The sequence below is a fragment of the Lentzea sp. NPDC059081 genome (assembly GCF_042738015.1).
Lineage (GTDB): Bacteria > Actinomycetota > Actinomycetes > Mycobacteriales > Pseudonocardiaceae > Lentzea.
On the sequence record NZ_JBHYGW010000014.1, the window covers coordinates 77,180 to 90,220 of the forward strand.

8 protein-coding genes are annotated in these 13,041 nt (G+C 73.1%); 2 read left to right on the plus strand and 6 right to left on the minus strand.

Annotation, left to right across the window (positions count from 1 at the left end; genetic code table 11):
- Positions 1-79: 79 nt before the first annotated feature.
- Positions 80-694, minus strand: a complete 615-nt coding sequence (locus ACFWV3_RS27785) for a hypothetical protein (RefSeq protein ID WP_382415206.1) — start codon at positions 692-694, stop codon at positions 80-82.
- Positions 695-713: 19 nt separating this feature from the next.
- Between ACFWV3_RS27785 and ACFWV3_RS27790 the strand changes: the two genes are divergently transcribed.
- Together ACFWV3_RS27790 and ACFWV3_RS27795 are read left to right on the plus strand one after the other, a co-directional pair.
- Positions 714-872 (plus strand): hypothetical protein, encoded by a 159-nt coding sequence (locus ACFWV3_RS27790; protein ID WP_382415208.1) that lies wholly within the window; start codon positions 714-716, stop codon positions 870-872.
- Between the two features lie 288 nt (positions 873-1,160).
- Complete coding sequence (locus tag ACFWV3_RS27795) at positions 1,161-2,081, plus strand: ArsR/SmtB family transcription factor (RefSeq protein ID WP_382415210.1); 921 nt, start codon at positions 1,161-1,163, stop codon at positions 2,079-2,081.
- Positions 2,082-3,301: 1,220 nt separating this feature from the next.
- On the opposite strand, the gene ACFWV3_RS27800 is transcribed toward ACFWV3_RS27795, so the two are convergent.
- The 5 genes from ACFWV3_RS27800 to ACFWV3_RS27820 are packed head-to-tail and all read right to left on the minus strand — an operon-like array spanning position 3,302 to position 13,029.
- Positions 3,302-5,107 carry a hypothetical protein gene (locus ACFWV3_RS27800; RefSeq protein WP_382415212.1) on the minus strand — a complete coding sequence of 602 codons (1,806 nt, stop codon included), beginning with the start codon at positions 5,105-5,107 and terminating at the stop codon, positions 3,302-3,304.
- The gene (locus tag ACFWV3_RS27805) at positions 5,104-6,207 is read right to left on the minus strand and encodes a VWA domain-containing protein (RefSeq protein ID WP_382415214.1); all 1,104 of its coding nucleotides are present in this window, start codon (positions 6,205-6,207) and stop codon (positions 5,104-5,106) included. Before ACFWV3_RS27805 ends, ACFWV3_RS27800 begins: the two co-directional genes overlap by 4 nt.
- Positions 6,204-8,432: a DUF5682 family protein gene (locus tag ACFWV3_RS27810; RefSeq protein ID WP_382415216.1), complete on the minus strand. Its 2,229-nt coding sequence runs from the start codon at positions 8,430-8,432 to the stop codon at positions 6,204-6,206. The genes ACFWV3_RS27805 and ACFWV3_RS27810 overlap by 4 nt, the downstream gene beginning before the upstream one ends.
- Complete coding sequence (locus ACFWV3_RS27815; protein WP_382415217.1) at positions 8,432-9,502, minus strand: AAA family ATPase; 1,071 nt, start codon at positions 9,500-9,502, stop codon at positions 8,432-8,434. The genes ACFWV3_RS27810 and ACFWV3_RS27815 overlap by 1 nt, the downstream gene beginning before the upstream one ends.
- Positions 9,499-13,029: a WGR and DUF4132 domain-containing protein gene (locus tag ACFWV3_RS27820; protein WP_382415219.1), complete on the minus strand. Its 3,531-nt coding sequence runs from the start codon at positions 13,027-13,029 to the stop codon at positions 9,499-9,501. The genes ACFWV3_RS27815 and ACFWV3_RS27820 overlap by 4 nt, the downstream gene beginning before the upstream one ends.
- Between the last annotated feature and the right edge of the window lie 12 nt (positions 13,030-13,041).

Below are 13,041 nucleotides of genomic sequence, written 5' to 3' on the forward strand. Positions count from 1 at the left end.
AGACCGCTCCCATCGTGTTGGGGCCGTTCCGCACCGGTCAAGTGGCTGATGGTTATCAGTCCTCTTGCGGACAGACCGGTCACATGACGACGATCTCGATCTCCCTGCCGAGCTTCGCACCGTTGAGGAGGTCGAGGTCGTCACCGCTCCAGAAGCGGCCCGGGTCGTACCAGTTGGGCCGGCGCTGGGGGAGCAGCCCCATCTCCTCGTACGTCACCGCCACGATCTCCGCGCAGAAAGCGCTCTCCAGCGACGCGTCGGCCTTGGGCCCCACCGGAACCCGTCCGCGCAGCCACCGCGAGGCGAGCTTGGCCGTGGAGGGGAACGGCGTGCCGTCGAGACGCGCCACGGTCTTCAGCGCCGCGTCCTCCATCTCCCGCGTGACCTCGTGGTCGAGCTGCCGCAACCAGGCCCGCTGCCCGTACTTGTCGTGCCACGTGACGACAGCGTCGCGCAGGTCGTGCAGCTGCGCCCCGCGCTGGTGCGTGCCGCTCCACATGTCCTTGAGCGACTTGCCGAGCTCGGCGTGCCACATCAACGGCGGCAGGTCGTCGACGACGATCGCCATGCCCACGTGGTTGACCGGGCTGTTCGTCATGGCCTGGATCGCCCGGTCCGCCGCACTGCGCCCGCGGAACACCCACACGTCACCGGTGCGGGTCATCTCGACGGCTTGGTCCAGAGTTGTCGGCATAGCCCCGTACCCTATGCACATGAAGCTCTGGAAGCTGCTCGGCATCGCCGCGTTCGCGGGTGTCGCGGCGAGCGGTGTGGTCGTGGCCCGCAACCAGCGCCGCCGGGAGGCGTACACGCCGGACCAGGTGAGGGAACGCCTGCACGCGCGGCTGGCCGAGGCGGACCGGGCGAGCTGACGCTTCTCGCGTTCTTCCGCGTCCGTCGTGACAATGCCGGCGCACCGGTTCAGAAGGTTTGTGCGCGGAGCGTGCCGATCTCATTTCCGATGCACTCGACCGAGTGATGCCGGTTGATCTCCCCGACCGCGTCCGTGACTCGCCACGGGCCCGTGACCAGCGGCTGAAGCTTGCGCGGAAGAAAGCCCGCGTTGTCCACCGATCGTTGTCAACCGCGGACGCCCTGACACCGGACAACGAAATCTGCGTACCGTCGGAAGCGGGGTTGTACTTCCGGGGGGAAAGCACATGCCGATGGTGTTGTCCGGACCCGCGCCCAAGGGACGTGGGCTGACGATTCTGTTCGAGGTGGAAGACCTCGCGCGCACGCGGTTCGCGCCGGCGCCGCTGCCGATGTACGAGCTGGTGTTCACGATGCACAGCGGCGACTGGGACCGCCTGCTGCTGCCGCGGATCCGCCCGCTCGCCGAGCTGGTGCGGCCGGGGCGGTTCATCCCGGACTTCTTCGACTCCGCGCGCCCCGACTTCGACGAGGCCGTGCGCGAGGTGCTCGACGTGCCCGCGACGCGGGTGCGCGACCAGATCGCGAGCATGCTGGGCACGACGTCGCCGTGGTTGCGGTCGTACGCGGCGGGGACGGCGGCCTCGCGGCAGGACCTCAAGGCGGCGCTCACCACGGCGTTCCGCGAGCTGCTCTGGCCGCAGTGGGGGCAGACGCGCCAGGCGTTCGACGCGGAGGTGCGGCTGCGGTCGTCGCAGGCGGTCGCGCACGGGCTGGGGGACCTGCTCGGCCACCTGCACCCGTCGATCACGTGGCTCCCGCCCGCGCTGCACGTCGAGCTGGCGTGGGAGTCCGAGATCTCGTTGCACGGCACCGGGATGCTGGTCGTGCCGGTGCTGAACGGCCTGAGCCGGCCCGCCGTGTCGATGTTCGCCGAACCGCAGCCGCTGCTCTTCTACCCCGTGACGGCACCGCAGCCGAGCGGCGGCAGCCTCGAGCTCGCCCTCGGGCGCACGCGGACGCTCGTGCTGCGCGCGCTGACGTCCGAACGCACCACCACCGAGCTCGCGAAGCACGTGGGCATCAGCCTGCCGACGGCGTCGCAGCACGCGACGGCCCTGCGCACCGCCGGGTTCGTCTCCACCCACCGCAACGGCCGGTCGGTCCGCCACCGCCTGACCCGGCGTGGCTGGGAACTGCTGAACTGAGGGAGGCACGCATGACCGCGATGCCGCGGTACCGCACCGACCCGAGTCCTCGTGCGCTGGCCGACCGGCTGCGTGCCCTGCGCACCGCCGGCGTCCCCGTCGCCTGCGGTGTCTACGCAGGTCTGTCCGCTCCCGTTCCCACCTCCGCGCTGCACGCGCGGATCACCCACGCGATGGCGCTGGCGTTCGTCGCCGGCGCGTCGGCCGCCCTGCCGCGCTTCGAACCGCCGCCGGCGGGCCCGCTGCGGCTGCTCACGGCCGCCAGCTGGGGGCGGCTCGACGGCGTCGGCTCCGACATGACGACGTTCCCGGTCGACCTCGCCTCCGAACTGTGGTGGCGGGTGCACGAGCGCACGCTCGGGTCGTTGCGCCCGGCGGAGCGCCGCGTCGCCTGCGACCTGTTGCTGCGCCTGGGATATCCGCGGCGCGCGGCCTCGGTGATCGGGCTCAGCGTGATCGACGCGCGCACGCACGTGCTGTCGCCCGACCTGGCGCTGGAACAGCTCGCCGTGCTGCGGTGCCACCTCCCGGCGTCGGCCGTCGAGGCGATGGCGCTGACGGGCGCCCGTTCCGGCCTTCCCGCCGCCACCCGGCTCGACCTCGCGCTGCACGTGGTGTTCCGCAGCGCCGCGCGGGGCGCCGACTCGACGTCCCTGCGCGCGGCCGCCGCGCTCGCCTCGAAGGCGTCGTCCGAGTTGCCGCGCAAGGGGTTCACCGGCGCACTGCACCAGGCGCGGCTGCACCGCGCGATCGCCGCGGTGCCGTTCGTGCGGCACGACATCAGCGAGACCCACCGCCTGCTCGGCCGCGCGCTGGAGAGCCTGATCTCGCACACGCCGGGCGCGAGCGAGATCGACCGGCTCGCCTGGGCGGACGAGGCCTACGCCCTGTACGGCTTCCTCGTCAGGACCCACCTCGCGGTCGGCCTCGCGCAGCGCGCCGTCGGGTACACGGGCGAGCTGGCCGAGCTCAGCCCCGGCGACGACCGGACGTGGGCGTTGCGCGGCGACGCCCTGGCCGCGTGCGGACTGCTCGACGAGGCGGTCGAGGCCTACGACCGGGGCGTGGCCCTGGGCGGCTGGGGTGCGGCGCGCGCGGCCTACCTCCGCGGGTTCGTGCTGGAACGGCTCGGGCGGGTAACCGAGGCCGCCGAGTCGTACGTGCTGGCGCAGCGCGTCGACCCGACGTTCTCGGTCCAGTCCTCTCCGGTCCGATCCGCTTCAGCGGGCGTCCGCGGTGACCAGCAACCGCAGGTGCGCGCGGAACCAGGTGTCCGCGGCCGGGGCGTCGGCGAACGCCGCGACCCGGTCCGCCGCCGTGCCCAGACCCGTGCGGCGCAGGTGGGCGCCGACCTCGCGCACGCGGGCGAGCAGGCCGTCCGTCAGGTGGTCGAGGCCTCGATGCGCGGCCTCGGCTAGGACGGCCAGCGCGCTGTCCACGCTCGCGCTCAGCGGGTCGGACGCCGTGATGCCCGGCTGCAGCGGCTGCGGTGCCGTGTCCGCCGCCAGGTCCAGCACCACCACGCCCGCCCCGGTGCGGACGGCCAGCGGGTCGACGACCAGCGCGCCCCGGTGCCGGCGCACCGAGCCCGTGATGGTCGTCGGGTCCGCGCGCAACGCCGCCGCCAGCGCGTCGAGCGAGCCGGGAGCCACCGCCCGGTGGGTCGCTTCGAGCAGGCACGTGCCGCCGGCGGGCCCGTGCAGGGTGGCGGTGAGGCGCTGTGCCGCCGGGTCGTAGACCAGGTCGGACACCTCGGCGACGCGGACGACGCGCACCAGCTCCGCCTCGACCCGCGCGCGGACCTGCCGCGGCGGCAGCTCGGCGAGGTGCGCGGCCGTGGCCTCGTAGTCGTCGACCACCAGCGCCCGCGGCAGGTGGTCCCACGCCGTGCCGACCGGCGTGATCGACGTCTTCGCGACCCTGCTCGTCTTCAACGACACCACCCGGCTCGCACTGCGGGCGGCCGACTCCGAGACGACGTTCGACGCCGCGAGGCTTCGGCCGGTGCGCAGGGGAGTGCCGCGTTGCACCAGCACCACGTCGCCCGACGCGAAGTACACGTCCGCCGTGGTCTCCGTGCGCACGCGCGCGCCGAGAGCCGTGAGCCGGACCCGGCGCAACGGGGTCTCCGCGGGTTCGTCCGGGCCGAGCACCTCGGCGCGCGGCCCGGTCGCGGTGATCCGCGCGTGCAGCTCGGTGAGCAGCGCGGCGAACCGCTCGGCCTCGTAGTCGGCACCGCGGCGCCGGTACGCGGCCAGCTGGGCGAGCACGTCCGTGATCACCGCGGCCGGCCAGTGCAGGCGCTGGGCCGTGAGGTCGCGGTGCAGGCGTTGCCACGCGACGTCCAGCACCTCGCTCGCGTTGGTGGCGCCGTCGAGCAGCAGCTGGTCGAGCAGGTCCGCCACCGCGCTCAGATCCGTTGCGGTGGTGGGAGAACCGCCCACGTCGACGGTGTCGGTGCCCTGGGCGTCGGCCTCCCGGAACGCCCAGATCGCGAGCGCCGTCGCCTCGTCTTTGTTGACCGCGTCCGTGTGGACGTAGGACAGGTCACCGGGGACGAGGAACGTGACGGTGCAGGTCGGCAGCTCGGCTTGGGCGGTCTGGTCCTGCTCGGTGGGCCGCCGGAGCTTCGCCCGGTAGCCGGCCTGGAAGACCCGGCGGACGCGCCGCAGCGTGCGTTCGCCCATCAACGCCACCAGGTCGTCGTCCGTCACCACGCCCGGCGACCACAGCTCGGCGGGCCCGCTCGACTCCTGGGTGCGCTGGTAGGCGAGCACGACGGCGATGCGGTGCCGGCACACACCGGACGCGCCGCAGCTGCACCCCGCCGCGTCGAGCGCCACGCCCGGTGGCAGCGTCGTGGTGGTGCCGTCCGGGAACTCGGCCTGGACGGCACCGGCCGCGTCGGCCTCGAGCGCCGGGACGACACCCGCGTCGAGCTCCTTCACGGCGCGCTTCACCAGGCCGCGGTTGGCCAGCGCCGCGAGCGCGTCCGGCGTCAGCGCCAGCAGGTCGGATCGGGTCATCTGAGCTTCTCCGCGACGAATTCGGCGAGCTGTCCCGGGGTCATCGCGCCGACGTGGGCGCCGACGTTCGCGAGTCGTTGCCCGAGTGCCCGGTCGTAGTCCGGGTTGGCCTCCTCGTCGAGCGCCGCGAGGCACAGCACGTGGGTGCCCTGCTCGCACAGGTCCTTCACGGTGCGGACCAGGTGCGCCTCGCTGCCTCCCTCGTAGAAGTCGCTGATGATCGCGACGATCGACCGGCGCGGGCTGTCGACCAGCCCGGCCCCGTACGCCACGGCCCGCGCGATGTCCGTGCCGCCGCCGAGCTGCACCTTCATCAGCAGCTCCACCGGGTCCGTGACGTCCGAGGTCAGGTCGACCACGTTGGTGTCGAACGCGACGAGGTGCGTCCGCAGCCCCGGCAGCCCCCACAGGCACGCCGCCGTGACCGCCGAGTGGATCACCGAGCTGGTCATCGACCCCGACTGGTCCACGAGCAGGATCATCTGCCACTGCTCGACGTGCCGCCGGGTGCGCGACACGAACTTCGGGTGCTCGATCGCGAGCTTGCGCTCGTCGGGCTGGTAGCGCTGGAGGTTCGCCTTGATCGTGGAACGGAAGTCGAAGTTGCGCGAGTTCTTGTGGATGCTCGGGCGGCGGGACTTCGTGCCGCTGAACGCCGTGCGCACCTCGGTCCTCAGCTTCTCCATCAGCTGCCGCACCACGGCCTCGACGATCTTGCGCGCCATCGCGAGCACGGCGGGGTTCATCAGGTGCTTGGTCCGCAGCACCGCGCGCAGCAACGCCGGGTTGGGCTCGATCCGTTGCAGCACATCGGGATCCGTGACCACGTCGGTGATCTCGTAGCGCTCGACGGCGTCGCGTTCCAGCCGCTCGACCGTCTCCCGCGGGAACAACGCGTGGACCTCGTCCAGCCAGTCGACGGTCTGCAGCAGCGAGTCCTCGTTGCCGCCCTTGCGCACGCCGCGGTCGGCCAGCTCGGGATCGCGGCCGTAGAGCCACTCCATCGCGGCGTCCTGGCGCGAGGCCACGTTCCCCAGCCCTCCGGTGCAGCGGGAGGCGGGTTCACCGAGGATCAGCCGCCAGCGTTCCAGGTCCGTCATGCCAGGCCGCCCTTCACCAGCAGCGCGTCGACGCGCCGTTCCACCGCCATCGCCTCCGCGACGACCATCGGGTCCACGCCGAGCTTCGTGACGCCGCGGACGCTGCCCTCGACCCCGCGGTGGGCGAGCACGGTCGCCGCGATCGTCTCCCGTTCCCTGGGCGGGAAGTAGCTGAACGCGAGCCGCAGGGCGGGCAACGCGACCAGGAACTCGTCCTCGGTCATCGCGCTCACCAGCTCGTCGAGCACGCCGACCAGGCCGGGGCTCGCCAGCACCTCCTCCCGCGCCACGGCGAACAACCCGGCGAGCCAGTCGCCGAGCGCCTCGACGCCGCGGACCCTGCGCACGTCCGGCTCGGTGCCGAGCGCCCAGGCCAGCCCGAGCGCCGCACCGCGCAGGTCCGGTGGCGCCTGCGCGTCGTTGCTCACCCGGATCGCGACCCCGGCGACGTCCGCCGGGTCCAGCGACAGCGCGGTCCGCGCGTGCAGCACGGCGTCCCGCGTCGCGGCCATCGCCTTGAGCCGCTGCGGATCGGCGGGCGCCGGTCCGCCGTGCAGGCCCTCGACCAGCCACAGCACCCTGCTCGTGCCCGCGTCGATCACTTTGCCCAGCAACGGGTCGCGCCGGGTGCCGAACAACCGGTCGTGCCGCCAGAGCCCGAGCACCCCGCTGAGCACCTCGCCCAGCGCGCCCAGGTCGCCGGTCTCCCGGACACCGGAGCGCAGCGACTCCTGCACCTCGCCGGACAACGAGGAGATCCCGCACAGCACCGCGTCGAACAGCACCGCGGAGAGCTCGTCCAGCCCCGCGTTCCGCGACCGGCGTTCGAGCGCCACCCCGGCCGCCTCCACCAGCGTGGCACCGTTCTCGGCGGCCTCGATCAACGCCGCCAGCCGCTCGTCGACCGGCCGCAGCGTCCACTGCTCGTCCATCTTCGGCTGCCCGCCCGCCGACGGGCCGCTCGTGCGCTCGAAGCCGGGGATCCGCAGCACCCGCAGGCGGTGAAGGATCCTGCTGCGCTCCAACGCCTCCGCGTCCGTGAGGTCGAGCGCGACCTTGCCCTCGCGGTCGAGACCGTGCGTGCGCAACAGCTCCTGCACGGCGTTGACCAACGGCGGCGCGGGCGTGCTCGCGTGCAGCCTGCCGACCTTGTCCCCGCTCAGGGCTCCCAGCATCTCGACCAGCGCCGGGTGGGCGCCGGGCTGCAGCGTGCCGCGGCGCGTCCACGGCGGTGGCTGCGTGAGGTCCTCGGAGATCAACGCGCTGGTCAGCCCGTCCAGCACGTCGGTGCGCGCCGGGTTCGCGTGGCCGCGCAACCTGGCCAGCGCGCCGGCCTGGGTGTGCGCGGCGATCAGGTCCGCCGTGGACACCGGCTGCTGCTTGCGGCGCAGCCGCGTCGCCACGGACTCGACCAGCCAGTCCGCCGCCTGCCGCGACCCGTTCTCCCACACCTGCTGGTAGTAGCCGGGCGACGGCATGCCCGACTGGTAGCCGGTGAAGGCGTCCAGCCGCGCGTGCGAGTACGGCACGAGGTAGCTCGCCCCCTTCTCCCGTTCCGGCACCTCCGGCCACCCGGCCCCGTCGTTCTCGCCGCCGTCGTTCTGGCCGCCGTCGAGCCGGGCCTTGAGCGCCGCCGTGTGGAACCCGCCGGTGACGACCACGACCGGCCGGTCGCCCGCGTCCTCGACCGCCGCCCGCACCCAGCGCGCCATGTACTCCTCGCGCGCCGAGTCGCCGGCGTCGGCCGTGGCCGTGCCGCGCAGCAGGTCGAAGTACTCGTCCAGGCCCCTCGGCTCGTCCTCGGACTCGAAGAGGTGGTCCCACAGCACGTCGACGTTGTCGACCGCGAACTCCGCGCACAGCCGGTCGACCACCTCCGTGTAGCGCAGCTCCGCGTCGGCGTAGCGGTTGCTCACGTCGCGGAACGCCTCGTGCCACGCGGGCAGGTCGATGAACCTGACCTCCGCGCCGTGCCGGCGTCCCTCGGTGATCGCGATCCACTCCGGCGAGTAGTCGCAGAACGGCGACCACGACGCGTGCGCGTCCGAGTAGCTGAACAACGCGACCGGCAGCTCGTGGCCCAGCAGCAGCTCGTCCATGCGCTCGTTGAAGTCGGCGGGACCCTCGATCAGCACGTACGCGGGCCGCTGCTCCTCGATGACGGCGGCGACCCGGCGGGCACAGGCGGGACTGTGGTGCCGGACGCCGACGAACACGGCCCCCATCAGCCGGGGAGCAGGTGGCGAGCCTGGTGCAGCGCCTGCCACTGCTTGCCCGTGCGCCGCGACGCGTGCTGCTCCAGGTAGCGCCGCAGCCGGGCCAGGTCCTCCGCGTTGTCCTTCGCCGCCGTGCCGGCCAGGCACTCGACGACGTCCGCGGCCGACCCCGTCTCGCCGCGCAGGAACCAGCCGCGCAGCCCCACCGCGTGCGCCACCGACACCGCCTCGGCCGTGCTCATGACGGTGGTGAGCCGGTCGCTGCCCTCGCGCAGGTCGCGGAACGTCCTGACGAGGACCTCCAGCACGTCCCGCTTCGGCGCCAGCTCCACACCGGACTTCTCCAGCAGCTTCGCCGCCTCCTGCTCGACGAGCGCCAGCTCGGTGTCGAAGTCGGCGATCGGGAACACCGTCTCGAAGTTGAACCGGCGCTTGAGCGCGGCGCTCATCTCGTTGACGCCCCGGTCCCGCGTGTTCGCCGTGGCGATCACGTTGAACCCGTCCTGCGCGAACACCATGCCGTCCGGGCCGTTGAGCTCACCGATCGCCATCACGCGGTCGGACAGCATCGACAGCATGCAGTCCTGGACCTCCAGCGGGCAGCGGGTGATCTCCTCGAACCGCACGATCTTGCCCTCGGCCATGCCGCGCAGCATCGGCGCGGGCACGAGCGAGCGAGGTGACGGCCCCTCGGCCACCAGCAGCGCGTAGTTCCAGGAGTACTTGATCTGGTCCTCGGTGGTGGCCGCGCCGCCCTGGATGGTGAGCGTCGACTCGCCGCACACCGCCGCCGCGATCAGCTCGGACAGCAGCGACTTCGCCGTGCCCGGCTCGCCGACGAGCATCAGGCCGCGGCTCGTGGCGAGCGTGACCAGCGCGCGGTCCACCAGGGACGGGTCGCCGACGAACTTCTTGGTGACGCCGCGCTTCTCGTCGCCCACCACGAACCGCCGCGCGGCGGCGAGGCTCAGCGCCCACCCCGGTGGCTTCGGGGCGGTGTCGGTGTCGCGCAACCGCGCGAGCTCGCCGGCGAAGCGGACCTCGGCCGGCGGGCGCTGCATCGTCTGGGTGCTGGTCATGACCGCAAGGACTCCAGTTCGGAGAGGAGCTCGGAGAGGGTGATCGGGTCGACGTCGAAGGTGGCGGGAGCGTTGCGCGGCGCGGACCACTCGCCGCGGCCGCTGGGGGAGAACCACACGTCGCTGAACGCGACCTCGGGGAAGACGTCCATGGCGCCGACCGCGATGCCGGGTTCCAGTGACACGACGAGAGCGCCACCGCCGGGGAACGGGCGGGTCATCCAGCACTCGACGCCGGCGTCCTGCGGCGCGCCGCGGACCCAGCCCTTCTTGGTGAGGCCGAGGAGCCTGCCGATCGGGTGCGGGGTGTCGCAGTACGTCTTGAGCCGCGGCAGGAGAGCGCCGGGCTCCGCGAGGTGGACCGGGCGGCCGAGCTGCGGGAACGGCTGCAGGATCTCGTAGTCGGCGAAGACCTCGCCCCAGGCGGCGGCCTCGTCGCGGAGGTCGACCGGGTGCGCGACGCGGACGACGGCCTCGGCGGGCAGCGTGAACTCGTCGTCCTGCGCGTCGGCGAGCGTGCGGTCCTCGGCGAGCCGGAACGACCGGCCGTCGTCGGTGAGCCAGACCAGGCGCCGGACGACGTGCCAGAGCAGCGGGTGGCCGGCGAGCACGGTGTGGAACTCCTCGGCGGTCCACGTGCGCTGGTCGACCATGGCGCGTTCGAGGCGCTGGATCTGGTCGGACGCGATGGTCCGCACGTCCTTCTTCAGCGCCGTGAACCGCTTGTGCTCCAACGGTGCCCGGTCCTGGTCGTCCTTCGCGCCGGGCTTCGGGAGGTCCTTGCGGCGCTTGCCGTCCTGGTCGAGGACGAAGGGCTTGAGCTGCTCGTCGAACCCGACGGTGAACTGCCGCGCGCCGTAGTCGATCACCAGCGTCGCGGCGTCGTCGAGCCCGAGGCGCGGCACCAGGCGGTCGGACAGCTGGTCGCGGGACAGCCCCAGCTCGGCCGCGATCTGCGCGACCTTCTCCTGCGCCCTGGACTTGAGCCCCTTGAACGGCACCTTCTCCGCGATGCTGTTCAGGTGCGACAGCGCCACCTCGGTGCCGATGTCCGCGAGCACGTCCAGGCCCGCGACGGCCCTGGCGTGCTGGCTCTCGCCCGGCCAGGTGCGGACGAGCGGCGACAGCGCCCGCACGGTGGAGTCGTCGCCGAACCAGCCGAGTGCCGACAGCGCCCAGTTCTCCTTCGACGGCGCGCCCGCCTGCTGCCACGCTTGGAAAACGGCCCACGCGAACTCCGCCAGCGAGTCGCGGTCCAGCGCCTCACGCACGACCACCAGTCCGGCGTACAGCTCGCCGGGCTTGGACAGCGCCGCGGTCATCAGCAGGTGGCTCGCGGCCTCGGGGGACAGCGCGTGCTTCCGGCCGGCGAGCAGCACCTGGGGCAGCAGCCGGGTGTCCGCCCAGTCACCGATCACCGGCAGCTTCGCGGGCAGCACGTCGACCGGGTCGACCGCCAGCACGACGTCGATCGCGGCCTCCGCGCCGCACTCCTTCGCGATGCCCGCCACGTCCACACCGATGCCGTTCAGGTACCGCAGCGCGGTCTCGGCGTTGCGACGTGCGGTGCCCGCCTTGCCCGAGGCCGCCGGGACGAGCAGCCGCGCCGCCTCGTCGCGGTGCCGGGACAGCCAGTCGACACCCCAGCGCCGCGCCTGCTTGGTCCGCGCGAACCAGTCGGCCATCACCGGCGCCACCTCGGGCGTGGCGAACGGCAGCAGCACCACCCCGGCCGCCGTGCCGCCGGACTGGACGAGCCGCACGAGCGCGGGCACCGCGTCGAGGCCGAAGCGGGCGGCGATGTTCCTGCCCCACTCGTCGCCGCCGTAGTTGTAGTTCGGCTTCCAGTCCGCCAGCAGGGGCCGGAGCTCGTCGTCGGGGGCGAGGAGGAACAGGTCGTTGTCGTAGTAGCCGATCGTGCCGGCGTGGTAGTCCGCGAGCAGCTTCTTCCAGTCGTGGTGGTCGTGCTTCCACTCCTCGGCCGCGTCGAGCCACTGCTCCTGCTCACCGGGCAGCCACACCACCGAGGAACCGCCGGACTCGATCCCGTCCAGCACGACGGGCTTGACCGCCTTCTTGCGGCTCAGCCACGGCGGGTTCGCGAGCAGCGGCGGCAGCGCGTCCGCGCCCGCCTCCGGCACGACCGCGCCCTCCGCCTCGGCGAGCGCCGCGGCGACCTCGTCGGGGACCGCGAGGTCCGGGTTCGACTGCAGGTGCGCGTGCAGCAGCCGCCGCGCCTCCGCGTCGGAGGTCGCCCGCTGCGCCAGCAGCCGGGCCGCGCGCGCCGGGAACGCCGCCATCGCGGACAGCACGGCCGCGCGCACGAACTTCTGGTCCAGCCGGTCGAGCAGGATCGTGAACGCCTCGTCGGTCGGCAGCGCGGCGAGCATCTTCAGCACCTGCTTGCGCCCGTCCACGCGCCGGTAGTAGCTGTCGTGCTCGAGCTCCTGCGCGAGCCGGGGCGCCATCGCCGGCCCCAGCGCGTACAGCGCGGTGGACAGCAGGAACGCCGAGTCGTTCAGCGTCTCGTCGGCCTTCTCGAGGTCCTCGGCCGTGCGGGCGCTGCACGGCAGCATCCACCACCGGTTCGAGGTGCGGGGCTGCGCACACGCCTCGGCGAACCAGTCGGCCCGTTCGGGCAGCAGGTACGACCGCACCTCCTTCTCCCGCGGCGAGGAGCCGAGCTCCTCCAGCGCGGCCTCGGCGGCCGCGCGCTCGGTGTCGTCCGCGACCGCCAGTGCGTACCGGACGGCCGTGAGCATCTGGCCTTCCGGCTCGTTCACCGACGTCTGGAACTGCGTCTGGACCTCCTGCAGGCAGGTGCCCGTCCACGTGCTCCGGCGGTGGTCGTACTGGTCGGTGAAGACCATGCGCATGCGCTCCACGACCGCGACAGCGGCGAAGACGAGTCCGTGGTCGGCGATCCACGCGTGCACGGCCGGCACGCCCGTCCTCGTGACGGTCGCGACCGCCGCGGCGCCGGCGGGGTTCGCGCGCCCGGCCAGGTGCTCGCGGGCCGCGCCCACCAGCTCCTCGCTCGAGTGCTCCGCCGACAGCGCCTTCTCGATCTCCCCGGCCTGCTCGGCCAGCGCCTGCCGGACCTCGGCGGCCTTCGCGGTGTCGAGCGCGAACTCCGGCGCCGGGTCGAACCCGCGCTGCCGGACGACGTCGCGCAGCCACGCCTTGGGCATGACCCACGTGTCCTCGTCGACGACGGTCTGCTCCGGCGCGGGCTTCTCGGCGCGCGGTGCGGTGCCGGGCACCCCCTGCGCGGACTGCCGGGTGAGCGGCGCGGTGGCGGGGCTGTCGGACACCTCGGCCATGCCGACGGCCCGGTAGCCCTTCTTCTCCTTCTCCGCCACCAGCTTCGCGACGTGGGCCTCGGCTGCCTCCTCCGACGCCAGCTCCTTCGTCTGGGTCTGGCCGTTCGTCAGCAGCCGCCCGAACCGGACGACGACCGTGGTGCCCTCCCTGCCGATCTCCCAGAACTTCGCGGAGCTGTCCGCGACGAGTTCCCACCTGCGCACGTGCTGTACCTC